Consider the following 24,966-nt stretch of genomic DNA (forward strand, 5'->3'; position numbering starts at 1 on the left):
ACGGGTGACTGTCGTCGGCGCCCGGATATGCGGGGTCCACTTGGGAGGGGTGTGGATGGATGGGCGCACAGTGTCGGGGCGGGTCGCTAGGGTGGCGGCGTTGGTGGGTCTGAGGGTAGGGGTGGGCGCGTGGGGTGGGTTGGGGCTTCCGGTGGGTACGAGGTTCGGGTGCACGGCGGGCGGGTGCAGTGCCGCAACGCCAAGGGGAAGGTGTTGGGGGCGGTTCCGGCCGCGCTGAAGGAAGACGACGCGGTGGTGCGGCTGCGGCAGTTGGTCGAGTGGCTCGACCGGCACGACGCCGAGTGTCTTTCCACTGTGGACGGGTGGCTGGCGAAGTCGCTGCCGGTGCCGACGGTGCTGCTCGGGCAGGTGTGGGCGGACAGCGCGTGGCGGTCGGTGGTGCGCGATCTCGTGGTCGACGCCGGTGAGGTCGGGTTCATCCGGGACGCCGATCCCGAGCGGGGTGTCGGGCTGGTGACCTTGGACGGCGACACCGTCTGGGTTCGGCCGGAGACGGTCGCCGTTCCGCACCCGGTGTTGCTCGACGACCTCGACGAGTTGCGGGAGTTCGCCGCGGAGCTCGGGGTGGAGCAGCGGGTGCAGCAGCTGTTCCGGCAGACGTTCGCGCGCCCGGCCGAGCTGCCCCCGGGCACCACCGTGGCCGACTTCTCCGGCGCCAGGTTCGAGCAGATCAACCACGTGCTCGCCCGGTGCCGCACCCTCGGCTACCCGGTGCGCGGCGGCGAGGCCCTCTGCGCGGTGTTCGAGGGCGGGGCGACACTGCAAGCGCGCTACTGGGTCGGCGCCGACCAGTACCCGGAGAGCGAGGCGTGGACCGGCGATCTCTGGTGGACCCGCCCGGATGGCACCACCGTGCCGCTGGCCGAGGTTGGGCCGGTCGCCTGGTCCGAGGGGATGCGGATGGCCTCGGCCGTCCACGCGGGCCGCGCGGTCGAGGAGGCGGCCGAATGAGCGCCGACCTGCTCGCCGCCGGGGCCGTTCTCCCCGGCACGGGTGCGGGCACGGGTGACGACCGTGACGTTCTTGTTGCCCGCCACTACGAGCACCCGGCGCTGGAGGACCGCGTTGTCGTGCGGCTCGCGCCGGAGGTGCTGGGCGTGGCCGAGGACCTGACCGCCGAGTACCTGGGCTTCGCGGCGCCGACGAGCACCGAACCCGTGGGCGTGGCGAGGCGTGCCGCGTTGGGGTTCCCCGCGTGGGCGCTGATCCACGACCCCGGCAACGCGCGGCATGCGCTGGCGTTGGTCAAGGACATCGAGCGCCTGGACCGGGTGGCGAAGTCGAAGGCGGGCGCGGCCAAGGAAGGCTTCACCGACCTGGCAGCGATGCTGGGCCGTTCAGCACCGCACTTCCTGCCGACCTTCTACGAAGAGGCAGCCAGGATCTTCTTCAAGCACGGCAACACCAGCTACGCGGCGACCATGTTCGGCAAGGCGCGAGAGGCCGAACAGGTCCACGACCTCGCCGTCGACCCGGAACGCGTGCGCGCTGTCTTCCTGGAGTTCGCGTTCGCCGGTGCGCTGCCCGCCAAGGCGTTGACCGCTTACGCCAAGGACCTCGCCCGCCGCTACACCGCCGAAGATGCCTACGAGCGGTTCCGCACCCTGTGCGTTGAACGGGTCAGGGCAGGACTACCTCCGCACGCTGGGATGCCCGAAGACCTACGCCGCCTGGCCAAGTCCGCGAAGCTCGACGCGCGCGCCGAGGACGAGCGAGTCCTGCGCGACGTCCTCCAAGCCGCGTCCATCTCCCGCGCCACAGGCGGGTTCTGGAAGTCCTACCGCGACGCGCTCATCACCCTCGCCAAGAGCGACGTGGCCGTACGCGCCCGTCTGCTGGCGTTCGTCCCGCAGCAGAAGTCCACAGTGGACCAGTGGATCGACCTGCTGACCGAGTGCGGCGCCACCACCGCGCTCACCGGCCCGCCCGACCCGGCCGTGTCGACCACCCCGGCCGCGTGGCTGGGCGCTGTCGCCGCCACCAGGTCCGCGGGCTGGGGTTTCGTCGGCCGCTCGGCCGCCCTGCTCACCGTCGCCGAGGCCATGGTCGACCGGTTGCTGGCCGACGGGGAGCAGGTCCGGCTGGCAGGCCGGTGGCGCGAGGTCGAGGTCGACCTGATCGACCTGCTGCTCGCCAACGACGTCCAGGTCGAGACCGCCGCCGAGTGGATCGACCTGTCCGACTGGCTCGCCGACACCGGCGCGGGCCGCCGCGACCTCACCGCGTTCGCCGCCTCCGCGCGGGGCGCCAAGCTGGGCGAGGCCGTCACCTCGCACTTCTACAGCGGGTCCGACAGCGACGACATCGCCAAGCCCGAGACCGTTCGGCAGGTCATGGCCGTGCCCGGCCTGCGCCACGCCCTGCGCGACTGGATCACCACGCACACCGCGGACCTCGGCCGGACGGTGCCCGCGCTGGCCGAGAACCTCGCCGAGCTGGGTCTGCTCCGGGTCGCCGACGCCTTCGCCGACGTCCCGGCCGCCGCCGCGGCGGTCGCCGGTGCTGATGTCACCGCCGCGACGGTGCGGACGCTGCGCGCGGGCCTGGTCGACGAGCTGGGCTGGCCCGCCCTGGACGAGGCCGTCGCCGGGTTCGGCGCCAAGGCGGGCGAGGTCGGGTTCCGCGGCGAGGGCTGGCCCGCGCTCGTCGTCGGCCGTGACCAGTCCGTCGTCGTGGTGGGGCCGGATGGGCTGCTCGCCGAGCACACCGCGATCATCCCCGCCGCCGACAGGCACAAGTGGTACGACTGGACGGCCGCGTCCTGGCACGACGGTGCGCTGCTGGTGCAGTGGTACGGCCCGAAGGGGCAGCTCGCGTACTGGAGCGACAACCCCGCGAAGCACATCGCCACGGGTGCCTTCGACGTCTACGACCTGTCCGAGGTCAAGGCATCGGTAGCCCTACCGGGCGGCGGCAGGTTCACCGGCAAGCGGGTCGTCCACCGCGGCGACACCGCGATCCCGCAGCCGACCCGCGCCTACAGCGACGGCATCGGGGTGTGGGCGGGCAGCGACAGCGACGACACCTGGCGCCAGATCGATCCGGTCACCGGTACCGCGGGCCGCTCGACCCCACCCGCGTTCCTCGACGACTTCGCCGTGGGTGGCGCGCGGCTCGACCTCGTCCGCTGCGACCTGCGCCCGGCGACCCCGGCCACCGAGGGCAGCCCGCTGGGCGCCGCCGGTGGCTTGCACGGGTGGCGCGTCCGCCAAGAGGCCGACGGCACCTGGACCGGCGAGGGCGTCGACGGCCGCACCGTCACCGCGACCGTTCCCGTGTCCGGGCTCCTCGACCTGCCCGGCACCAGGCTGACCGTCAGCGAGGACGGGTCCGACATCACGCTCCTCGACGCGGACGGCGCCCCCGTCGCGACCGTGCAGCGCGGCAACCACAACCCCACCTACGCCGCGGGCACGCCCCTGGTGGTCCCGCCGCGGTGGTGGCACTTGCTGCGCCCGCGGGACGAGGTCGGGTCCGCCGCCCTGCGCGCGGTCACGGCGGACGCGGTCGAGACCATGCTCGCCGCGGCCGTCGCCGAGCTCACGGCGGAGAAGTGGGACGGCGACCTCAAGGAGTGGGACGACGAGAAGTCCAACCACGCCCGCTACGCCGCGCTGTTGCGCGGCGGGACCGACGAGCTGATCACGGCCGTCCGAGCGGCGCTCCCCGGGATCAGCCACCCCGGTCTGCTGGCCGGGGTGATCTCCGTGGTCCGCCGGGCGGCAGGACTGGTGATCTTCCGCGGCGACTTCGACGGGATCGCCGAGGCCGCGCGGGCGCTGGCGGGGGAGCGGGGCGACACCGGTACGCAGGTCACCGAGAACGAGGTGGTCGTCGCGCTCGACTGGGGCCGCCGCAACCGCAGCGACGCCGCGGGCACCGGGCCCACAGCCCTGCCTGCGCTCATGGCGGCACTACACGCGGTCTCACAACAACCCGTGCAGGTAGCGCAAGAACTCCCGGAGTGCACCAATGTCGAGTGGGTCGACCTTGTGCCGCACCTGGGCGCGCTGGCTCTGCGTGCCGCCTCGCCGGTGACGCCGTCGTCCGAACGCGACTCCCTGGCCCAGATGCTGCGGTGGATCGCCGACAGCGGCATCCTCGACAGCCCCGGCCAGTGGCGCCGCGTGGTGGCCGAGGTGCCAGAGGACCAGACCGCGCACCGGCACCGGGTCCACCCGACACCGGACGGGTTCGTCGCCGTCAGCTACACCAGCTCCTTCAGCCCCGGCGGCACCGCGACCGGCCTCCAGTTCACCCGGGGCGGGTTCGCCCTGCCCGCGGGCTGGGCGGTCGACAGCGCCGAGGAGTTCGGCCCGCTCGACCGCGGCTGGATCACCCGGTTCCTCGACCTGCTCGGCGAGCGCGGCCCGTACCCGTGGCGGCCCGAGGTGGTGGCGACCCTGGTCGAACGCACCGGTCTCGGCACGGCGGAGGCCACATACCTGCTCGCGGGCATGCCCGGCGTCTTCCGGTGGGGCGCGGGGTTCATCAGCACCGAGGACCGCGCCGTGCTCGGGCTGTCCGCGGTGGGCGCGAAGGCCGCGCGCGAACGCATGCGCGGCCTCGGGAACCAGTTCCGCCGCGCGGTGTTCGCCGCCGGGGTCCCGGGAGAGCCGGAAGACCTGTGGACCACCGGCCCGGACGCGGTCGCTGTGGCCGCGGTGTGGACCGACGAGTTCGGCGCGATGCGCCCGATCGACGATGCCCTGCTCGTCGACGCGACGGCCCGGCTCCCGTACTCGCGCGCCACCGAGCACGTCACCGCGGCGCTGAACCCGGCCGCCACCCCGTGGCTGCACACCGACGCGCACATGCGGTTGGTCGAGGGAAGGCTGGTGTCCAAGGACAGCGGCGGCTTCAGCGATTCGAACCTGCTGACGGTCGCCCGTGTCCTGGCCTGGCTGGCCCAACGGCTCCCGGCAGGCTCACCGCACCGCGCGGCCCTCTCGGAGACGTTGGCACTGGCCCGGCAGCGCGTCGCTCACCCTGGTTTCGGTCTCTCGCTCGGCGAGTGGCTCAGCGCGCAGGAGATCCGTGGGTTGATCGGCGCCGAACCGTCCACAGAGGTCGGTTCGGTCCGCGTCCGCGAGTGGCTCGACGTGCACTACGACGGCGACGACTACTCGTTGTTCGTCTGGCCGGGGTTGCTCGGCCCGCACGACCGGGACATGCTCGTGGCCGCCATGGAGATCGCGCATTCCGGCTACCTCCCTGTGCTCGACCTCCTCGCCTGCGATGGTCTTACCGCGGCCTGTGCGGCCGAACTCCCCGCCGGGTTCGATCCGCAGGTCTACTTCCAAGACCCCACGGTGTCGGTTCCGCACCTGGTGTCGGAGGTAGCCGCTAAGCACGCCATCGACGAAGACACGGCCACGCTCTACCTGCAACTGTTGGCGTTACCGGACCCGACCGACGCGAACGTCGCCCGCTGGACGGGCTGGAAACCGACCCGGTTACGCAAAGCGCGCGCCGCGTTGGCCGAGACCGACCTGGTCCTCACCGCGAAACGCGCCAGAGCGGGCCGTTCCCTGTTCCTCCCCGGCGGCTGGCTCGCCCTGTCCACCCCGCATCTGCCCCTGGAGGCGTGGAAGACCCCGATGTACGGGTTCACCGACTCACCACCGCCGGTGATCATCGTCCGCGAACCCACCGCCGACCTGTTCACCCGCGCCTGGAACAGGGTCCTGGCAGGCGACGCACCCGGCTACGAGGACCTCGACACCGCCAGGCGCGGCTGATCCCCAGCGGGGGGAGGGGCTAGCGGGGCGAGGGGATGGTGACGGCGGCCGGGTACGGGTCCGGCTCCATCGCCCACGCCGTGCGGAAGCGGGAGATCGACTCCCACGCCACCCTGGTGCTCACCGCGAACGCCTCCCGGGCCCTGGCCAGCCGCGCCAGGTCTCCGGGGGCGTCCGGTGGCCCGGCCGTCCACGGCCGCGGCCCGGCGGTCGTGTCGAAGAACTCCAGGACGGTCGCGGCGTAGTACAGGTAGCAGGTCAGCTCCTCGACGAGCCTGGCCAGCGGCCCCTGCCCGACCGCGGACGGCGCCATCTCCTTGATCCGCCGCCGCAACTGCCCGGCCGACGCGGCCGACTCGCGCAGCCCGGCGCACTCCAGCAGGAACAGGCCGATCTGCGGTTCGTGGTCGAGCTTGCGCGCGGCGATCGCGATGGCGTGCGCCTTGCGGGCGACGTCCTGGGTGACCAGCTTCCCGGCGATCGTGGACAGGTCGGTCGGCCCGGTCGGCTCCTGCGCGTCGACGACCTTGCGCGCGGTCCGGATCAGGTCCCGCGGGAGACCGCCGGACAGCGTGTAGCACAGGTGCTTGAACGGCACCGGCATCAGCAGCACCCGCCGGTCGATGGTGGCCACCGCCTCGGCCGGGGTCAGCGGCTCGAACCAGACGATCTCGTCGAAGGTGCTGTCGAACACGTCCCGGAACGGCAGCCCGCGGCGCTCGAACGAGCTCATCGCGTCCTCCGACACCGACACCAGGAAGTAGCAGCCGCGCACCCCGAACACGCCCTTGATCTCGTTGAGCAACTGCTCGGCCGCCGCCTCGGACCGCATCTTGTCCAACTCGTCGATCCCGATCACCACCCGCTGCCGCTCGCGCGCCGCCCGCTCCAGGAACGCCCGCAACGAGTCCACGATCTCCGGCAGGTGCATCTGCTGCCTGGTCAGGCCCCGCCCACCCCCGAACGTCCCCTCCACCCCCACCGGCGCCTTGACCGCGCTGCTCCAGGTGGCCGTGAACGACTGCTGGAACCGGATCTCCTCCAACCGCGCCGCCGCCAACTCCACCAGCGGCACCACCCCTGACGACGGCACCCGGGCCGGGTCCCGCCGGAACACCACCTGCGAGAACAGCCCCATCGCCAGGACGACCAGCGCCACACCCCACCCCGACTGCGCGGGCACCTTGGCGCCGATGGTGTCGAGCAGGATCAGGATCCCGCCCGCCACGAGGGCCACGGCCCCGTACACCCCCGTCACCCACCGCCGCGACCGCCTGCCCAGGGTCCCCACGACGTCCGGCCCGTGCGCCGAGTCCACCGCCGGGCCGAGCACCTCCAGGCAGACCTTCGCGTAGAGGTGCAGCAGGAACTCCCGCCCCGAGTACTCGACAGGTGCCGACACCATGGTCGCCAGGGTGTCCGGCGCTCGCTCGCACTCCGCCTCGATCACCGTCGACTTGCCTGCGCCACGGGACCCGGCCAGCCCGATGCTGCCGCCGGGCATGGTGTCGAACAGGTCCGCGATCTGCCCGGCCGCCCTGGTCGGCACCTTGTACATCGGGTCGGACAGCTGGCTCAACCCCGGCGCCTCGGTGACCTCGATGGTGGTCTCGAAGGACGGCTGCATGCCGTTGATCTCCTCGCGCAACAGCGGCAGCACGGCCTCGTCGCGCAGCCTGCGCCGGACCCGGGCCTTGGTGGCGGCGTCCGCGCTCAGCAACACCTGTGCGGGCTGCGCGCCGAGCCCGCACAGGGTGATCACCATGACGAGGGCGAGCAGGGTGGCGCCGATGGCCACGAAGAACCACTGCGGTTGCCCCTGGGCGATCCCGTTGTCCCCGCGCGCCCGCAGCACGGTGATCACCAGCGGCAGCAGGGCCCCGAGCAGGATGATGAACGGCACCCGGGGGTTCGTGGTCAGCTCGCCCTTGTTCTCCCTGCTGACCCGGATGAACGCACACAGGAAGAACAGCGCGCAGATCCCCGCGATCGACAGGAATGTCCCCGGCTGGTCCGCCCCGGGCTTGCCACTCGACTGCCGCACCGGGGCGATCCACACGATGGCGGAGAGGAACAGCAGCACCGCCACCGCGTGCAGGCCCGCGACGGCTTCCTCGTGCCACCGGGGGGCCACCCTGGCGGCCAGGTCCGGCACGCGGGTGACGACGACACCGACCGCCACCAAGGCCGCCGAGGCCAGCAGCATGATGGTGTGGGGGTGGGCGTCCAGTGGGCCTGGGCGGTAGAAGAGGAAGGCGAGCACGAACGACAGCAGGCCGGACAGCGCGAGCAGCCGGTGCAGCACCGGCGTGGTGAGCACCGCCCGCGTGGCCTTGGCGACGAGCGTCCGGTTCGACAGCTGGTGCTCGCGGGACGCCGCCAGGTCGAAAGCGGGCACGTCGTCGGACAGGTCGGCCAGCAGCCGGTCCTTCTCCTTGGCGCACCGGCGCCGGAGGAAGTCGGCATCGATGCCGGGGACCGCGGTGAGCTTGCCGCTGATCTCGTGCTTGTCGATCGCCTCGGCCACGACGTCGGTGTAGAGGTCGTCGTGCCACCGATCCCGTGTGGACCCCGTGCGAGTGCGTGCCGCCGTTGTCACCGAACTCCGTCCCGCCATCGAACCGTACGATGTACCTTCGCGGGGCTGGGGCAGTCCGTTACGGCGCGGCTAGCCCATCGGGCGGATGGTGGTGATGATCTGCGCGGCGACGTCCGCCGGGAGGGCGTCGGGGACGCCTTGGTCGAGGTACATCATGAACAGGACCGTGGAGGTGCCGTTCTTGAAGGCGACCGAGGTGAACAGGACAGTGGGGGAGGGGCACTCGCCGGGGTGGGTGACGGTGACTGTGGCGGTGGCCATGACGGCGTCGATGGTGCCGTTGGCGACCTTGACCGGGACCGGTGGGGTAGTGCTGACGGGGGCTCTTGTGTCGTCCGGGTTGAGGGCGGCGGCGTCGGCGAAGAGGCGGGCGCCGTTGACCGCGGCGCGTTCCGGTTCCGCTGCTCCCGCGGTGACGAAACCGGTGTGGCCGCGATAAGAGCCGCGTGAGTTCGGGCAAGCCTCAGGTTTGTAGGTGCTAGTGCCGTGCATGATCGCGGACGGGTTGTCGTCGTTGTCGCTGAAGCCCACGACGGTGCCCGGGGTCTCGACCTTCCACTCCTTCGGCACGTCGTAGCCCGCTTTCTCCCTCGGTGACAGGACTCCCTGCCAACCGGGGATGCTCGACGGGACCCGCGCGTCGCTCGGCATCGGGGACGTCGTTGTGCGCCGTTGAGTGGTCGACGGTGTCCACGGGGAGGTAGTGCCCAGCGTCGGTTCGGCTGTCGTGGACTGCGGCACCGCGACCGGATCGGCGTCACCCGACTGCAAGACGACAACGGTCACGACAGCGCCAACTGCCAGAGCCAAGGCCACCGCGAGCGTCACGATCAACGGAGTCCGGTTACGCCGTGGCGGGGGCGGCGGCGGGTACATCCCGAACCCCTGGTAGGCCACCGGCCTGCCGGTCAACGGGTCCACCTGGTAGTACGGGCCGCCGGGATCGCTCATGCGCCAGACGGTAGTTGGTCACCGTCTCCCGGCGCAGTGCGCAGCAGGCAGGCCACGACGGCCTCGGTGTCGGACAGGTCGGTCAGCACCACGTCCGCCCCGCAGGCCACCAGCTCGGCCACCGAGTGCCGCCCGGTCGCGACCGCCACCGCCACCGCGCCGTGGTGCTGCGCCGCGGCGACGTCGTGCGGGGTGTCGCCGATGACGACGATCGACCGCGGGTCGAACGTGGTGCCGTACTTGGCCTCCGCCGCCCGCCGCGCCGCCGCGACCAGCTCGTGCCGGTCGGTCGACACCGAGCCGTACCCGCCGACCTCCAGGTCCACGTGCGGCAGCAGGTCGAACGCGGCCAGCTTGCAGTCCGCCAGCTCCACCAGGTTCCCGGTCACCAGCGACTGGACCACCTCCGGCCGCCCGGCCAACGCGGCCAGCACCTGCGGCGCCCCGGGCAACGCCCTGCCGAGCGAGGTCAGGTGCGGCCTTGCCGCGGTCGCGATGGAGATCAGCTCGGCGAACATCCGCTCGACGTGCTCCTCGGTCCACTCGACCCCGTGCGCCTCCAACAACTCCACGGTGATCGACCGCTCCGTGCGCCCCGGGAACGCGGGCACGTGCGCCAACTCCACGCCCGCCACCGTCGTCAACGCCTGCCCGTACCACTCCCGCCCGGTACCGCTGTAGTCGACGAGTGTTTGGTCGACGTCCCACAGGACCAGGATCCGCTTCTCGCTCACCCGGCCATGGTGGCACGACCGCGCACTCCCCAGCAGGGCCGACAGCGGGGTGGGACGGGCTCAGCCCAGGGGGCGGATGCTGGCGGCGATGGTGGCCAGGTCCGCGGACCTGGCGGGCGGCGGGGTGGCGGGGCCGCCCTCGGTGTCGCCGTTGACCAGCAGGAGGCGCAGGTCGGTGCCGTCGTCGAGCAGGACGATCACCAACTCGCCCTTGCCAGCCAGGCAGGCGTCGCCGGTGCTGGTGATCGCGGCGGTGACGCGGACGCCCTTGAGCTCGGTGCCCGCCTCGGTCACGGCCGTGACCGGTTCCGGGGTGCCGGGGACGACCTCGACGCCGGAGCCGCCGGTGTAGAGCTGCTTGCCGAATGCCTGGGCGATCTCGGTGGCCCGCTGGTTCAGCTCGCCCCTGGCGACCTTGCCGCCGCCGACCACGCCGCGGCTGTAGGACTTGCCGCCGCACTGGTACTCGGTCAGCCCGACGAGGTGGTCGATCGACACCCCGGGCAGTGCCTTGAGGGTGATCGGGGTGGCGCTGTCGATCGGCGTCCACGAGTCCGGCACGACGTAGGACAGCTTCGCGGTGTCGTTCTCGACCTTCTGCCCGGCCTGCTTGGTGGTTGTCGTGGTCTTCGCGGCCGAACCGGTGGTCGTGGTGGTGGGCCCGGTGCTGCTGGTGGGCGCGGCAGGCGTCGAGGCTGGTCCCTGCAGCAGGATGATCGCCACCACGGCACCCACGACCAGCACGATCGCCGCCACCGACGCGATGATCACGAGCAGCCGCCGGTCCCGCCGCGGTGGACCCGGGTAGAAGCCCAGGCCCTGGTAGTCACCACCGGGATACGTCACGACCGCTGACAGTAGCCTGCGGGCCCCGGGCTAGCCGCGGGGCCGGACACTGTCGGTGATGCCCCGCAGGGCGTCGGGATCGGCGAGCGGCACGGCGGGACCCCGGTCGTCGGTGTCGGCCCCCAGCACCACCACCGCCGTGCCGACCGACGTCGCCAGCGCGACCACCGTCACCACGCCCCGCGTGCTGGCGCACCTGTCGGCGACCGCGTCGGCCATGACCTCGGCCTCCGCCCTGATCACGGTCCCGCGCGCGCCGTCGCGCACCACCGGCGTCGGACGGGACAGCGTCACCTTCGCGGTCTGGCTGCCGTCGCTGTACTGGTCGGCCGCGATCGCCGCGGCCACCTCGGTCGCCACCTCGGCCGGGTCGCCGTCGACCCGCCCGCTGCCGGAGAAGGCGCGCCCGTACTCGGCGCCCTGGCACAGGTAGGTGCCGAAGTCGGTGAGGTGCCCGAGCACCGTGCCGGACGAGGACTCCAGCGTCTCGCTGTCCGGCGCCAGCGCCCACTCCGACGGCACCTCGTACCGCAGCCCGGTATCGGCGTCGTCCACCACCTGCCACCCGGCCCGACTCGGCGACGCGGGCGACGCGGCCCTGGTCCTGGTCAACGGCACGGCGGTCACCCGCGGCGCCCCCGACTCGTCCTCGCCCGCCCCCACCAGCACGACCGCCCCCAACACCACCCCAACCACCGCAAGCGAGAGCCCCGCGATCGCCACCCGCTGGTTGCGCACCCCATGACCGTAGTCCAGCCACCCGGCCCACCGGCCACGGCCAATTTCAACGCACGTTGACTTCGAGGACGCGGCGGAGCTACCCTCGGCGTGGAATTCAACAGTCGATGAATGGAGGTCCCGATGCGCCTGTTCGCACTGCTCGCGGTCGTGGGGGCGGCGGTCGCCGCGGTCCTCGGCCTGCTCACCTTCGGCACCCAGGCCAGTGACCGCCCCGACCGCGTCCCGCTCGCCATCGCGGCCCCCGACGCGCTGCGGCCCGCCGCCGAGAAGATCGCCGCGCACGGGGGCGATGCCGTCGCCTGGCGGGTCGACACCCCGGCTGGTGCCCGCGCGGCGTTGGCGGACAAGGCGGTCTACGGCGTGCTCGAACTGGGCGGGTCGGGGGCCACGATCGTGCTCTCCGGTGCCGTGAACCCGCAGGGAACGCAGGTGGCGCAACAGGTGCTCGCCGGTGCGGCGGCGGCACTGGGCGGCCAGGCGCGGGTCGAGATGATCGCTCCGGCGAGCGCGGCCGGTCGAACGGCGCCGTTGGCCGCGTCCGCGCTGCTGTGGATCGCAGGACTCGTCGCAGGCGCCGGACTGGTCGTGCTCGGCGCGAGGTCCGGCCTCCGCGCGACTCCAACTCAGCGTCTTGTCCTAATCGCGGGCGTCAGCGTTACCGGTGTCGCTGTGGTCGCGGGCTTCTTCGCCCTATGGGACTCCACGCTGCCTCTGAACGCGTCCGTCTTGGGCTACCTCTTGCTCATCGCGTTTGCTTTCGCTGCTGTGCAAGGGGCTCTCTTGCGCTACCTGGGCATCAAGGCGATGGCGATCCTCGGGCCGCTCTACCTCATCGCTCCCGCTGTCGCGGGACAGGTTCCGGAGATGCTCAACCCGGCCTACCGCGCGCTCTTGTGGTCGTGGACGCCGTTTCGGTTCGCCGCGGAAGGGTTGCGGAGCCTATTGCAGGGCACCTCTAGTGCGCCCGATGTCGCGTTGGGGCTAGCTGTGCTCGGTGGCCTTGCCGTCGTCGGGTTGGTCGCCGTTGGGCTGCCGAGCCGGGTGAAGGTGGTCAGCCCGGCAGATAGCTCAGCCTGACCTTGCGGACCGGGTTGTCCACATTGGTGTCGACCAGGCACACCGACTGCCAGGTGCCGAGGGTCATCTGTCCACTGAGGACCGGGATGCTGGCGTACGGCGGGACGAGGGCGGGCAGCACGTGGTCGCGGCCGTGGCCGGGGGTGCCGTGGCGGTGCCGCCAGGGGAAGTCGGGCGGGAGGATCGCGCGCAGGGCGGCCAGCAGGTCGGTGTCGCTGCCCGCGCCGGTCTCCAGGATGGCGACGCCCGCGGTGGCGTGGGGGACCCACACGTGCAGCAGGCCGTCGACCGCGCCCGTGTCGGCCAGGAACTGACCGCACCTGCCGGTCAGGTCGTGGACGACCTCGGAGGTGCCGGTCCTGATCTCGAACTCCTCGCTGTACACGTCGACCACCGTACTGTCGAAGTCGTGCGCACAGCCTTCGGCGAGCGGTTCGAAATCACCCCCGGCTACCTCAACTCGGCGAGCATCGGCGTTCCCCCTGCCCGGGTCGCAGGCGCCGTGGCCGCCGCGGTCCGGCGGTGGGCGGAGGGCCTGGACAACGCCCCGGCGTTCGACCCCGACATCGCCACCGCCCGCGCCGCCTGGGCCGCCCTGGTCGGCGCCGACCCCACCGAGGTCGCGATCGGTACCGCGGTCTCCCAACTCGTCGCCTCCGTCGCCGCCGCCGTGCCCGACGGGACCCGCGTGCTCACCGTCCGCGGCGAGTTCACCAGCGTGACCTTCCCCTTCGCCGCCCAGGCCCACCGCGGCGTCACCGTCACCGAGGTCGACCCGGCCGAGCTCGTCGACCGCGCCCCCGGCTTCGACCTCGTCGCCGTGAGCGCCGTGCAGTCCGCCGACGGGGCAGTCGCCGACCTGCCCGGCCTGCGCGCCGCGGGCACCCGCGTCCTGCTCGACGTCACCCAGGCCCTCGGCTGGCTCCCGATGGACCTGACCTGGGTCGACTGGGTCGTCGGCGCGGGCTACAAGTGGCTGCTGTCCCCGCGCGGCGCCGCCTGGCTCGCCGTGCGCCCCCACGCCCGCGAGTGGACCCACCCGGTCGTCGCAGGGTGGTTCGCGGGCGACAACCCCTGGAACACCGTCTACGGGATGCCCTTGCGCCTAGCGGACGACGCACGCGCCTACGACCTCGGCCCGGCCTGGTTCTCCCAGGTCGGCGCCGCCGCCGCGCTGCCCTGGCTCGTGGCCCTCGACATCCAGGCCGTGCACGACCACGTGGTCGGTCTCGCCGACGACATACGCGCCCGCTTCGACCTACCGCCCGCAGGTTCCGCGATCGTGTCACTCGACCTGCCCGACGCCGCGGAACACCTCACCGCCGCGGGCATCCGTTTCGCCACCCGCGCGGGCCGGGCCCGGCTGGCGTTCCACCTGTACAACACGGTCGAGGACGTCGATCTGGCCGTCAAGGCGGTGCGGCGGTGACCCCCCGGCCAGGGCACGGGAACCGAGTCGGATGAAACGGGTCGAATGACACCGGCGGGCGACACCAACTACTGTCAGCGTTCGTGTCGGATCCCCAGCGCCCCGGACCGCCTTGGCCGCCCGAGCAGTACAACCGCTCCGGTGAGACCGAGTGGATCCCCCGCGTGCAGGGCGGGCGGCGCCCCGAGGAACCCTTCCGGTTCCAGGAGCCCGCCCCCGCCGCCAAGACCAACCCGGCGCTGACCTGGGCGTTGCGCGCGGCGGGCCTCGTCGCCGTCGCCGTGGTGTCCGGCCTGGTGTTCTTCTACGTCCAGCGCGACGGCGGCACGCCGACCACGCCGACCACCCCGTCGACCGCACCCCGCACGGCCGGGGTCTACACCTTCGTCGCCCACCCAGATGTCACCCAACCGAGGGTGGACAGCGACTGCGGGCAGCACGCCTACGACGACACCCAGAAGCTGCTCGCCCAACCCGGGCAGTGCCGCCGGGTCACCCAGGCCCTGTTCACCGCCGACGTCAAGGGCCGCCAGGCGCTGGTCGCGGTCTCGGTCGTGCGGATGGTCGACAAGGACAAGGCCGCCGGGCTGATCGCGCTCACCGACAACGACGGCACCGGCAACGTCAAGGACCTGGTCCGCGAGGGCGTGGTCAAGGCGCCGCCGCTGAAGTCGCTGAGCAACGGCTACGACTCCCAGCTCACCGGCGAGACCGTGGTCATCGTCGAGGCCGACTTCGCCCCGGTCAACGGCAAGGCCGCAGGCACCAAGGCCGACAAGCCGGTGCTGGACAAGGTCTGCGCGGACGCGCTGCGCCTCGGCGCCGAGATCGACCCCAACCCCGGCGGCTGAGACCCCGCGGAAACTCCTACAGCCGCGCCCCCCGCTCCCGATAACCAGGGCTGAGGGTGTCCCGGCGTTCGCCGTGCCGCCCGTCATCGCTGCGTGGGCGGTCCGCGCGCCGGACAGGGAGAACATCGCATGGCTGATCGAGTGACCCGCAACCCGCTGCGCCGCAACCTCGGCGCCCGCGTGTTCAGCGCCTTCCTCGCGCTCGCTGTCGTCGTCGTCGCGCTCGGCGTCTTCAGCCTCGCCCAGCAGGGCGACCTGCGGGACCGGGCCACCGCCATCTCCGAGGACACCGTCACGCCGCTGGTGGACGTGAAGGCCGCGCAGACGTCGAACCTGACCGCGCTGCTGACCGACGTCGTCATGGAGACCGTCAAGGACCCCGCCGCGCTGGAGAGCCTGGCCAAGGGCCGCGACGGCTACCTCGCCCAGTCCGACACCGACTTCGCCAAGCTCGCCACCAGCATCCCGGCCGAGCTGCAGCCGCTGCTCACCCAGCTCATCGCCGACAACCAGGCGTTCTGGACCTCGCACAAGAACCGCCGCGCCGCCACCGCCGCCGGTGACACCGCCAACGAGGTCAAGTACAACCAGGAAGCCCAGGCGAACCTGCCCAAGGTCAACGCGGGTTTCGCGAAGCTGACCGCCGACCTGGTGCGCTACGCCGAGACCCAGCGCCAGGAGATCTCGGACATGACCAGCACCTCGCGCTGGCTGACCATCGCGGTCATCACCGCCGCCGTGCTGCTGGCCCTCGCCCTCGGCTGGCTGCTCACCCGCAGCATCCGCAGGCCGGTGCGCACCCTGCAGGACTACGCAGCCAAGGTCGCCGCCGGTGACCTCACCCAGGGTGTCGCGGTCGACTCCGCCGACGAGATCGGCGAGATGGGCCGCGCGCTGCACCACGCCGTCAACGAGATCCGCACCGTGGTCTCCGACGTCGCCGACTCCGCCTCCGGCCTGGCGGGCTCCGCCGACCGGCTCGCCACCACCAACGGCAGGCTGACCGACGCCGCGGGCTCGACCTCGCACCGCGCCGGTGAGGTGTCCAACGCCGCGGGCCGGGTGTCCGACAGCGTCAGCACCGTCTCCGCCGCCGCCGAGGAGCTCGGCGCCTCGATCCGCGAGATCGCCGCCAACACCTCCGAGGCCGCCAAGGTCGGCGCCGAGGCCACCGCGACCGCCCAGCACACCAACGACATCATCACCCGACTCGGCTCGTCCTCCGCCGAGATCGGCGACGTGCTCAAGACCATCCGCTCCATCGCCGAGCAGACCAACCTGCTGGCGCTGAACGCGACCATCGAGGCCGCGCGGGCCGGGGACGCGGGCAAGGGCTTCGCCGTCGTCGCCGGTGAGGTCAAGGACCTCGCCCAGGAGACCGCCAGCGCCACCGAGGACATCGGCCGCCGCGTCGAGGCCATCCAGACCGACACCGAGGCCGCCGTCGCCGCCATCGGCCAGATCGTCCACGTCATCGACCGCGTCAACCAGTTCCAGTCCGCCATCGCCGCCTCGGTCGAGGAGCAGTCCGCCACCTCCGACGAGGTCAGCCGCAGCGTCTCCGAGGCGGCCAACGGCACCAACGCCATCGCCTCCGCCATCACCGAGGTCGCAGGCGCCGCCGACGAGACCACCCGCGGCGTCACCGAGGCGGAACAGGCCACCACCGAGCTCGCCCACCTCAGCGGCAGGCTCCAGGAAATGGTCACCCGCTTCCAGTACTGACCACTCCGGTACACCGCGGGCAGTGACGACCGGGCGGGATCCCTTCAGGGGTCCCGCCCGGTTTCCGCTCGTCCGGGCTTCGGTTGTCCGGGGCAGGTTCGCCCTGCGCTGCCTTGGCGGCCTGGCTGACCCACCGTGGCGAACTGGTGCGGCCTCGCCCCTGGCGGCGCTTCTCGGAACCTGGCTGCGCGGCAATCGGGCCAGGTAAGTGCGGCAGCCCGGATTGCTGCGCCGAGGTTGTCCACATGGGCCTGACCTGTCCACAGGCACCCGATTCACCCTCTTGACAAAAGCCGCGAAACGATAGGCTGGATGCGGGAGGCCCCCGGGTGGGTGGGGGTCTGCCGTCCGCCGTGCGCCGGATGCTTGGGTGCCATGAGCCATGAGCCATGAGCCATGAGCCATGAGCCGGGTGCTCGGGTGTCGGGTGCCGCTGAGCGACCGCGGCTGTGTGCGTCGGAGGCCGCCGTGGGAGTTCGCGGAGGGCCGTACCGCGGTGGGGGAAGTCGGCTGCGGGGTGGGAATGCCGCCGACTGAACGTGCCGTGAAACTGCCGGTGGCCGATTCCGGTGTTGTCTCCCTGGGCATTCGCCCGAGGCAGGTCGGATTACGGCTGTCCGGGTAGGGCTGGGGTGAGGGGTGTGATCCCGGCGGCCTTGCGCCAGCGGGTGGCCAGGACCGCGGCGTTGGTGAGGGCGGTTGCCGCGGTGGTGCGGGTGGTGGGGTCGTCGGTGCGTTCCAGGGTGGCGCGCCAGGCGGTGGTGCAGTCCTGTTCGGCGTTGATGATCAGTTCGAGGGCCGATGCCTGGTTGGTGACCGGTTTCGGCGGCAGGTAGGCGGGTTCGGCGGGGGCCGGGGTGACGCCGGAGGCGCCGAGGAGGCGTTCGGTGGTGTCCCGGCTGGTGCGGTGGGTCTGGGCGCCCTCGGCGATCGGTTTGTCGAACGAGGCGGGCAGGAACGCGCTCACCAGCCCGTACACCCACACCGCGGCGTGCTCGGCGCCCAGTGCCGCCTGCACGGCCGCTGCCGTGTCCTGCGCCAGCGGCGGCTTCGACGGCGGGACGGACGTCGACGCCACCTCGGTTCCCGGCTGCGTCATGCCAGCACCTCCACCAGGCTCGCGCACCCCGCGGCCACCGACCCGACCATTCCCGCGCGGTACCTGGGCACCCCGACCACCACCTCGATCGCCTCCTGCCGCGCCGCGGTCAACCCGTCCACCAACGCCTTCACCGCGGCCACCTGGTCGGCGGGCGCGGAGGGAGCGGGAGTGGCCGAGGGTGCGGGTGATGATGACGACGACGGCGAAGGCGGCCGCTCCCGGTCCACCTCCCGCTGCAACAGCTCCGCGTGCTCCGTGCGCGCCGTGGCCACGGCCGACGCGTTCGGCGCCAGAGCCGGGACCGCGGCCGCGATCGCGTTCGCCAGTGCCGCGTCCGCCCTGGCCCGTGCGGCCAACGCGGCCAGCGGGTCGGGTGGTGGCGGCGCGGTCGGCTTCGGCGTACAGGCTGCCAGCCCGGCCACCGCGGTCGCCACCAGCAGGGCGCGGCGGGTCAGGGGAGGGGGGACGCTCACAGCCGGTCATCCTGCCAGGCCCCGGTCCGTCCGGTCGGGGAGCCGGGATGATCGCCTGCGGCGGCTGCCCCCGGACCGGCGGGATACGCTAGGTGACCACGGTCGGCAGCAGTACCGCCGACCGGCAGACAATCGCACCGTCTACCAGAACAGGGAGCGGCCAACGTGGCCAACCAGGGACAAGGCGACCGCGTCACGGCCGAGCTCGAGCCGGTCGTCGCAGGCGCCATTGCCTCCACCGGGTTCGAGCTCGAACAGCTCGACGTGGCCCAGGCAGGCCGCAGGCGGCTGGTGCGGGTCGTCGTTGACGGCGACGACGGGGTGGGGCTCGACGAGGTCGCGGTGGTCAGCAGGGCGGTGGCGGCGGTGCTCGACGAGCACGACGCGGTGCTCGGCGGCCCCTACACCCTCGAGGTCACCTCGCCGGGGGTCGACCGGCCGCTGACCCGGCCGCGGCACTGGCGGCGCGCCCGGCTGCGGCTGGTGAAGGTTCGCCCGGTCGAGGGAGAGGTGTTCACCGCGCGTGTCGGCGCGGCGGACGAGGACGCCGACGGCGGGGTGCAGCTGCTCGTCGGCGACGCGCTGCGCCGGGTCGGCTACCACGAGGTCGCCCACGCCGTGGTCGAGGTGGAGTTCAAGCAACCGCCGGTGGCGGAGTTGGCGATGCTCGAAGGTCGGGCGTCCGGTACTGAGGAGGACGCGCGATGAACGTGGACATCGCGGCGCTGCGGGCGATCGAGCGGGACAAGGACATCCCGTTCGAGACGGTCATCGACGCCATCGAGACGGCGCTGCTGACCGCGTACAAGCACACCGAGGGGCACCAGCCGCACGCCCGCATCGACATCGACAAGCGCACCGGCCTGGTCCGGGTGCTGGCGTACACGACCGGCGCCGACGGCGAGGTCGAGGACGAGTGGGACGACACCCCGGAGGGCTTCGGCCGGATCGCGGCCACCACCGCCCGCCAGGTCATCCTGCAGCGGCTGCGCGACGCCGAGCACGAGCGCACCTTCGGCGAGTTCTCCGCCAAGGAGGGCGAGATCGTCGCGGGTGTGGTGCAGCGCGACACCAGGGCGAACGCGCGCGGCATGGTCGTCGTGCAGGTCGGCGACACCGAGGGCGTGCTGCCCGCGGTGGAACAGGTCCCCGGTGAGTCCTACGAGCACGGCACCCGCATCAAGTGCTACGTCGTCGGCGTCACCCGGGGAACACGCGGACCGCAGATCACGTTGTCCCGCACGCACCCGAACCTGGTCCGCAGGCTCTTCGCGCTGGAGGTGCCCGAGATCGCCGACGGCACCGTGGAGATCCCGGCGGTCGCCAGGGAGGCGGGGCACCGTTCGAAGATCGCGGTCCGCTCGTCGGTGCCGGGGGTCAACGCCAAGGGCGCCTGCATCGGCCCGGTCGGCGCCCGGGTGCGCAACGTGATGAGCGAGCTCGCGGGCGAGAAGATCGACATCATCGACTACTCCGAGGACCCGGCGACCTTCGTCGGCAACGCCCTGTCACCCGCGAAGGTGGTCTCGGTCACGGTCGTGGACGAGCGCGCGAAGACGGCCAGGGTCGTCGTCCCGGACTACCAGCTGTCGCTGGCGATCGGGAAAGAAGGGCAAAACGCCCGGCTGGCCGCCCGGTTGACCGGCTGGCGCATCGATATCCGCAGCGACGCCGCGGCGGGCGCGCAGGCCGCACCGGTATCCGGTTCGGCCGAGTGAGCCGGACAAGATAGACTTTCCCATGGTTCGTCATCAGGAACCGGTTTCCGCTCGCCAGTCGGGGCCTGGCCCCGTGCGCACGTGCGTGGGGTGCCGGGTCAGGGCGGTGGACGCGGAACTGCTGCGAGTGGTGCTCGTGGACGGGGCTGTCGTGCCCGATCCACGGCGACGGATGCCAGGCAGGGGTGCGTGGGTGCACCCCGAGCCGGGGTGTCTGGCCAAGGCCGAGAAGCGGCGGGCGTTCCCCAGGGCCTTCAAGGTCGGGGGCGCGCTCGACGTGGCCGGTCTGCGATCGGAGATCGAGCGGGTCGCAGGCGGTGTCGGGACCGGGATACTCCCGCCCCGTGGTGGAACAGAGGAAGCAGGTCGACCCGTCATGAGTCAGCCGTGAAGCTGAAGACATGAACGCGCGACGATAGGACGAGGTCGACGGGACTGCCGCCGGCCTCATCAGACGAGGAGAGCAGTGGCAGGCAAGGCCCGTGTGCACGAGCTCGCGAAGGAGCTCGGAGTCACCAGCAAGGATGTACTCGCCAAGTTGAAGGACTTGGGCGAGTTCGTGAAGTCGGCGTCCTCCACCGTGGAGGCGCCCGTGGCCCGCAGGTTGCGGGACGCCTACCCGGGCAAGGGCGAGGCCAAGCCAGGCCCCCGACCCGGCCCCAAGCCGACCCCGCGCCCCCCGGCGCCCCGCCCGGAGGCGGCCCCCGCTCCCGTGGCGCAGGCCCCGGCGGCCGCGAGCAGCGCCCCGAGCGCACCGGCACCCGCGCCGACTCCGGCGCGGACCCAGACCCAGGGCCAGGCGCAGACCGCGCCGCCCAAGCCCGGCTTCGTCCCCGGCCCGCCGCGGCCCAAGCCCGCGCCGCGCCAGGCCGAGCCCGTGCGTGAGCAGCAGGCCCCGGCCGCTGCCGCCGCGCAGGCCCCGCCTGCCGCTCCCGCGACGCCCCCCGCCGCCGCGCCCAAGCCGGCCCAGCGCCAGGAGCGGTCGACGCCGCCCCAGCAGGGTGGTCAGGGTGGCGGTGTCGTGCCGCCGAGGACCCAGTCGCCCAAGCCGGGGCCGCGCGCGCCCCGACCGGGCAACAACCCGTTCGGCGTCGGTGGCGGCGCCCCGTCCCCCCGGCCGGGCGCGCCCCGGCCCGGTGGTGACCGGCCCGCCGGTGGCGGTGCCCCCGGTGGCGACCGGCCGCCGCGTCCCGGTGGCGACCGTCCCGCGGGTGGCCCCCGCGGTGACCGGCCCGCAGGCCCGCGTCCGGCTGGTGGCCCGACCCCGGGCAACATGCCCCCCAGGCCCAACCCCGGCATGATGCCGCCCCGGCCCGCCCGCCCCGCTGGTGGCGGTCGCGGTGGTCCCGGTGGCGGCCCCGGCGGCGGAGCCCGTGGTGGCCCCGGCGGCGGTGCCGGTGGCGGCGGTGGCTTCCGCGGTGGACCCGGTGGTCCGCGTGGCGGTCCCGGCGGTGGCGGTGGCGCCGGTGGCGGCTTCCGCCCCGGTGGTGGCGGCGGCGGTGGCGGTGGCTTCCGCGGCGGCCCAGGTGGCGGTGGCGGCGGTGCCCCGGCAGGCGGCGGCGGTGGCTTCCGCCCCGGTGGCGGCGGTGGCCGTCCCGGTGCCGGTGGTCGCGGTGGCGCGGCAGGCGCGTTCGGCCGCCCCGGCGGTCCGTCGCGGCGCGGTCGCAAGTCCAAGCGCCAGAAGCGCCAGGAGTACATGGACAACATGCAGGCGCCCAGCGTCGGTGGTGTCCGGCTGCCCAAGGGCAGCGGCGAGGTCATCCGGCTCGCCCGCGGCGCCTCGCTGACCGACTTCGCCGACAAGATCAACGCCAACCCGGCCTCGCTGGTGCAGGTGTTGTTCCACCTCGGTGAGATGGTCACCGCGACCCAGTCGGTCTCCGACGAGGTCCTGGAGCTGCTCGGCTCCGAGATGAACTACACCGTGCAGGTCGTGTCCCCCGAGGAGGAGGACCGCGAGCTGCTCGACTCGTTCAAGATCAGCTACGGCGAGGACTCCGGCGACGAGGAGGACCTGCAGGCCCGCCCGCCGGTCGTCACCGTCATGGGTCACGTCGACCACGGCAAGACCCGCCTGCTCGACACCATCCGCAAGACGACGGTGCACGAGGGCGAGGCCGGTGGCATCACCCAGCACATCGGCGCCTACCAGGTCGCGACCTCGCTCGAGGGCAACGACCGGCTGATCACCTTCATCGACACCCCCGGTCACGAGGCGTTCACCGCCATGCGTGCCCGTGGCGCCCAGGCCACCGACATCGCGGTGATCGTGGTCGCCGCCGACGACGGCGTCATGCCGCAGACGGTGGAGGCGATCAACCACGCCCAGGCGGCCCAGGTGCCGATCGTGGTCGCGGTGAACAAGATCGACAAGGAAGGCGCCAACCCGCAGAAGATCCGCCAGCAGCTCACCGAGTACGGGCTGGTCGCCGAGGAGTACGGCGGCGACACCATGTTCGTCGACATCTCGGCGAAGCAGGGCACCAACATCGAGAGCCTGCTCGAGGCGATCCTGCTCACCGCGGACGCGGCGCTCGACCTGCGGGCGAACCCCGACATGGAGGCCCAGGGCGTGGCGATCGAGGCGCACCTGGACCGCGGTCGCGGTCCGGTGGCCACGGTCCTCGTGCAGCGCGGCACCCTGCGCGTCGGCGACTCGATCGTGGCGGGCGACGCCTACGGTCGCGTCCGGCGCATGGTCGACGAGTTCAACGAGGACATCCTCGAGGCGACCCCGTCCCGTCCGGTCCAGGTCATCGGGTTCACCTCGGTGCCAGGTGCGGGCGACACCTTCCTCGTGGTCGAGGAGGACCGCACGGCGCGCCAGATCGCCGAGCGGCGGGCCGCCAGGAACCGGGCAGCGCAGAACGCGCAGAAGCGCAAGCGCATCAGCCTGGAGGACCTGGACGCGGCGCTCAAGGAGACCAGCCAGCTCAACCTGATCATCAAGGGCGACAACTCGGGTACCGTCGAGGCACTCGAGGACGCGCTCACGAAGATCGACGTCGGCGACGAGGTCGAGCTGCGGGTCATCCACCGCGGCGTCGGCTCGATCACCGAGGGCGACATCAACCTGGCCATCGCGGACAACATCATCGTGATCGGCTTCAACGTCCGCGCCGAGGGCAAGGCCACCGAGCTGGCCAACCGCGAGGGCATCGATGTCCGCTACTACTCGGTGATCTACCAGGCCATCGACGAGATCGAGGCGGCCCTCAAGGGCATGCTCAAGCCCATCTACGAGGAGGTGGAGCTCGGCCGCGCCGAGATCCGCGACGTCTTCAAGTCCTCGAAGGTCGGCACGATCGCGGGCTGCATGGTCACCTCCGGTGAGATCAGGCGCAACTCCAAGGCGCGCCTCATCCGCAACGGCGCGGTGATCCAGGAGTCCCTCCCGGTCAGCTCGCTGCGCCGGTTCAAGGACGACGCCGTCGAGGTCCGCGAGGGCTTCGAGTGCGGTCTGACGCTCGGCTCCTACAGCGATCTCCAGGTCGACGACATCATCGAGACCTACGAGATGCGCGAGAAGCCGCGCACGTAAGCGGTAACGCCCCGGGGGCCGGTCGTCCGGCCCCCGGGGTTCCCTACTCACCCCCCTCGGTGATGCCTGGTGTACGTCGGTGCCCTGGAACTCGACGTCCTGCTCGGGGACGTCCACTCCCTCAAGCAGAAGCGCTCCGCGGTCCGGCCGGTGGTGGCCGAGCTGCGCAAGCGGTTCGAGGTCGCGGTCGCCGAGGCGGGTCACCTCGACCTGCACCGCCGCGCCCTGATCGGCGTCTCGGCGGTCTCCGCCGAGGTGGGGCACGTCAACGACGTCCTCGACGCCTGCGAACGGCTGGTTGCCGGGCGCCCCGAGCTGGAACTGCTCTCGGCTCGGCGCAGGCTGCTCGGGCCGGACGACTAGACCACCGACCGCACAAGGAAAGAAGGAGCGTCGTGGCTGACGCACCCCGCGCGCGCAAGCTCGCCAAGCGCATCTCGCAGATCGTGGCCTCGGCCCTGGAGCACGAGGTGAAGGACCCCCGGCTGGCCCGCGTCACCATCACCGACGCCAAGGTCACCGCGGACCTGCACGACGCCACGATCTACTACACCGTCCTGGGCGACAAGCTCGACGTCGAACCGGACCACGCGGCCGCCAAGGCCGCCCTCGACAGCGCCACCGGCGTCCTGCGCACCCTGGTGGGCCAGGGCACCGGCGTCCGCTTCACCCCGACGCTGACGTTCATGGCCGACACCGTGCCGGACGACGCCCGCCGCATCGACGACCTGCTGGCCCGCGCCCGCGCCGCGGACGCCGAGGTCGCCGCCCGCGCCTCGGGCGCCGCGTACGCGGGCGAGCCGGACCCGTACCGCGCCCCGCGCGAGGACGACGAGGACGAGGACTGACCGGCGGATGACCTCGCCGGTGTGGGTCACCCGTCCGGAGACCCAGAACGACATCGCGGCGATCCACGCGGTCACCGCGGCGGCCTTCCCCACGCGGGACGAGGCCGACCTGGTCGACGCCCTGCGCGCCGACCCGGCCGCGTGGATCGACGGGCTCTCGGTCGTCGCGGTCGACGCCGCAGACACGGTCGTCGCCCACGCCCTGCTGACCCGCTGCCACGTCGACGGGTCGCCCGCCCTCGCGCTCGCCCCGTGCTCGGTCCTGCCGGACTTCCAACGCCGAGGTGCTGGGTCCGCGGCGATCCGCGCGGGCCTCGACGCCGCTCGCGCGCTGGGCGAGGATCTCGTGGTGGTCCTGGGGCACGCCGAGTACTACCCGCGGTTCGGGTTCACCCCGGCGTCCGGGTTCGGTGTCCTTGCGCCGTTCGACGTGCCCGACGAGGCATTCCTGGCCCTGTCCCTCGACCCCGGGCGCCGCGCCCCGACCGGCGTCGTCCGGTACCCGGCAGCCTTCGGGGTCTAGTCGGCGGTTGACACCGGGCGCGCTGGTCCCACGGCGGGTGGAACCG

21 protein-coding genes are annotated in these 24,966 nt (G+C 72.5%); 13 read left to right on the forward strand and 8 right to left on the reverse strand.

The window, feature by feature from the left end; all coding sequences use genetic code 11:
* Positions 1–129 precede the first annotated feature (129 nt).
* The gene (locus tag CLV68_RS13195) at positions 130–972 is read left to right on the forward strand and encodes a DUF4132 domain-containing protein (RefSeq protein ID WP_121390612.1); all 843 of its coding nucleotides are present in this window, start codon (positions 130–132) and stop codon (positions 970–972) included.
* On the forward strand, positions 969–5,762 hold the full coding sequence (locus CLV68_RS13200) for a hypothetical protein (RefSeq protein WP_121390613.1): 4,794 nt from the start codon (positions 969–971) through the stop codon (positions 5,760–5,762). The genes CLV68_RS13195 and CLV68_RS13200 overlap by 4 nt, the downstream gene beginning before the upstream one ends.
* A gap of 19 nt (positions 5,763–5,781) precedes the next feature.
* Here CLV68_RS13200 and CLV68_RS13205 read toward each other — a convergent pair whose 3' ends face one another.
* From CLV68_RS13205 to CLV68_RS33875, 5 genes are all read right to left on the reverse strand, one after another.
* The gene (locus tag CLV68_RS13205) at positions 5,782–8,289 is read right to left on the reverse strand and encodes a hypothetical protein (protein WP_147459975.1); all 2,508 of its coding nucleotides are present in this window, start codon (positions 8,287–8,289) and stop codon (positions 5,782–5,784) included.
* 141 nt (positions 8,290–8,430) lie between these two features.
* Positions 8,431–9,312: a DUF8017 domain-containing protein gene (locus CLV68_RS13210; protein WP_121390615.1), complete on the reverse strand. Its 882-nt coding sequence runs from the start codon at positions 9,310–9,312 to the stop codon at positions 8,431–8,433.
* Positions 9,309–10,046 carry an HAD family hydrolase gene (locus CLV68_RS13215; RefSeq protein WP_121390616.1) on the reverse strand — a complete coding sequence of 246 codons (738 nt, stop codon included), beginning with the start codon at positions 10,044–10,046 and terminating at the stop codon, positions 9,309–9,311. The genes CLV68_RS13210 and CLV68_RS13215 overlap by 4 nt, the downstream gene beginning before the upstream one ends.
* A 60-nt stretch (positions 10,047–10,106) precedes the next feature.
* Entirely contained in the window at positions 10,107–10,892 is a 786-nt protein-coding gene (locus CLV68_RS13220; RefSeq protein ID WP_121390617.1) for a DUF8017 domain-containing protein, read from the reverse strand.
* A gap of 30 nt (positions 10,893–10,922) precedes the next feature.
* Positions 10,923–11,630: a DUF8017 domain-containing protein gene (locus CLV68_RS33875; RefSeq protein ID WP_170224266.1), complete on the reverse strand. Its 708-nt coding sequence runs from the start codon at positions 11,628–11,630 to the stop codon at positions 10,923–10,925.
* A 123-nt stretch (positions 11,631–11,753) separates the two neighbouring features.
* Between CLV68_RS33875 and CLV68_RS13230 the strand changes: the two genes are divergently transcribed.
* On the forward strand, positions 11,754–12,710 hold the full coding sequence (locus CLV68_RS13230) for an ABC transporter permease (RefSeq protein ID WP_342772769.1): 957 nt from the start codon (positions 11,754–11,756) through the stop codon (positions 12,708–12,710).
* On the opposite strand, the gene CLV68_RS13235 is transcribed toward CLV68_RS13230, so the two are convergent.
* Positions 12,685–13,095: a YjbQ family protein gene (locus tag CLV68_RS13235; RefSeq protein ID WP_121391168.1), complete on the reverse strand. Its 411-nt coding sequence runs from the start codon at positions 13,093–13,095 to the stop codon at positions 12,685–12,687. The genes CLV68_RS13230 and CLV68_RS13235 overlap by 26 nt on opposite strands.
* A gap of 24 nt (positions 13,096–13,119) precedes the next feature.
* Here CLV68_RS13235 and CLV68_RS13240 point away from each other — a divergent pair, with 24 nt between their 5' ends.
* The 3 genes from CLV68_RS13240 to CLV68_RS13250 all read left to right on the forward strand — a co-directional run bounded on the left by CLV68_RS13240 (position 13,120) and on the right by CLV68_RS13250 (position 16,715).
* The gene (locus CLV68_RS13240) at positions 13,120–14,139 is read left to right on the forward strand and encodes an aminotransferase class V-fold PLP-dependent enzyme (RefSeq protein ID WP_121390619.1); all 1,020 of its coding nucleotides are present in this window, start codon (positions 13,120–13,122) and stop codon (positions 14,137–14,139) included.
* An 83-nt stretch (positions 14,140–14,222) separates the two neighbouring features.
* Positions 14,223–14,990, forward strand: a complete 768-nt coding sequence (locus CLV68_RS13245) for a hypothetical protein (RefSeq protein ID WP_147459976.1) — start codon at positions 14,223–14,225, stop codon at positions 14,988–14,990.
* Positions 14,991–15,119: 129 nt separating this feature from the next.
* The gene (locus CLV68_RS13250; protein WP_147459977.1) at positions 15,120–16,715 is read left to right on the forward strand and encodes a methyl-accepting chemotaxis protein; all 1,596 of its coding nucleotides are present in this window, start codon (positions 15,120–15,122) and stop codon (positions 16,713–16,715) included.
* 607 nt (positions 16,716–17,322) lie between these two features.
* On the opposite strand, the gene CLV68_RS13255 is transcribed toward CLV68_RS13250, so the two are convergent.
* A complete protein-coding gene (locus CLV68_RS13255; protein WP_121390622.1) occupies positions 17,323–17,814 on the reverse strand; it encodes a ferritin-like domain-containing protein in 492 nt (163 codons plus the stop codon).
* On the reverse strand, positions 17,811–18,290 hold the full coding sequence (locus CLV68_RS13260; protein ID WP_246009792.1) for a hypothetical protein: 480 nt from the start codon (positions 18,288–18,290) through the stop codon (positions 17,811–17,813). Before CLV68_RS13260 ends, CLV68_RS13255 begins: the two co-directional genes overlap by 4 nt.
* Before the next feature lie 165 nt (positions 18,291–18,455).
* On the opposite strand from CLV68_RS13260, the gene rimP reads away from it, so the two are divergent.
* The 7 genes from rimP to CLV68_RS13295 all read left to right on the forward strand — a co-directional run bounded on the left by rimP (position 18,456) and on the right by CLV68_RS13295 (position 24,920).
* On the forward strand, positions 18,456–18,998 hold the full coding sequence (gene rimP, locus CLV68_RS13265) for a ribosome maturation factor RimP (RefSeq protein ID WP_092778710.1): 543 nt from the start codon (positions 18,456–18,458) through the stop codon (positions 18,996–18,998).
* Positions 18,995–20,008 carry a transcription termination factor NusA gene (gene nusA, locus CLV68_RS13270; RefSeq protein ID WP_121390623.1) on the forward strand — a complete coding sequence of 338 codons (1,014 nt, stop codon included), beginning with the start codon at positions 18,995–18,997 and terminating at the stop codon, positions 20,006–20,008. The genes rimP and nusA overlap by 4 nt, the downstream gene beginning before the upstream one ends.
* Positions 20,009–20,030: 22 nt before the next feature.
* On the forward strand, positions 20,031–20,399 hold the full coding sequence (locus CLV68_RS13275; protein WP_211346489.1) for a YlxR family protein: 369 nt from the start codon (positions 20,031–20,033) through the stop codon (positions 20,397–20,399).
* Positions 20,400–20,474: 75 nt separating this feature from the next.
* Complete coding sequence (gene infB / locus CLV68_RS13280; RefSeq protein WP_121390624.1) at positions 20,475–23,549, forward strand: translation initiation factor IF-2; 3,075 nt, start codon at positions 20,475–20,477, stop codon at positions 23,547–23,549.
* Positions 23,550–23,618: 69 nt separating this feature from the next.
* A complete protein-coding gene (locus tag CLV68_RS13285; RefSeq protein WP_092778713.1) occupies positions 23,619–23,912 on the forward strand; it encodes a DUF503 domain-containing protein in 294 nt (97 codons plus the stop codon).
* 32 nt (positions 23,913–23,944) lie between these two features.
* Positions 23,945–24,397 (forward strand): 30S ribosome-binding factor RbfA, encoded by a 453-nt coding sequence (gene rbfA, locus CLV68_RS13290; protein ID WP_121390625.1) that lies wholly within the window; start codon positions 23,945–23,947, stop codon positions 24,395–24,397.
* Between the two features lie 7 nt (positions 24,398–24,404).
* Positions 24,405–24,920 carry a GNAT family N-acetyltransferase gene (locus CLV68_RS13295; protein ID WP_121390626.1) on the forward strand — a complete coding sequence of 172 codons (516 nt, stop codon included), beginning with the start codon at positions 24,405–24,407 and terminating at the stop codon, positions 24,918–24,920.
* The last annotated feature ends 46 nt before the right edge of the window (positions 24,921–24,966 follow it).

This window comes from Actinokineospora cianjurensis (assembly GCF_003663795.1).
Classification (GTDB): domain Bacteria; phylum Actinomycetota; class Actinomycetes; order Mycobacteriales; family Pseudonocardiaceae; genus Actinokineospora; species Actinokineospora terrae.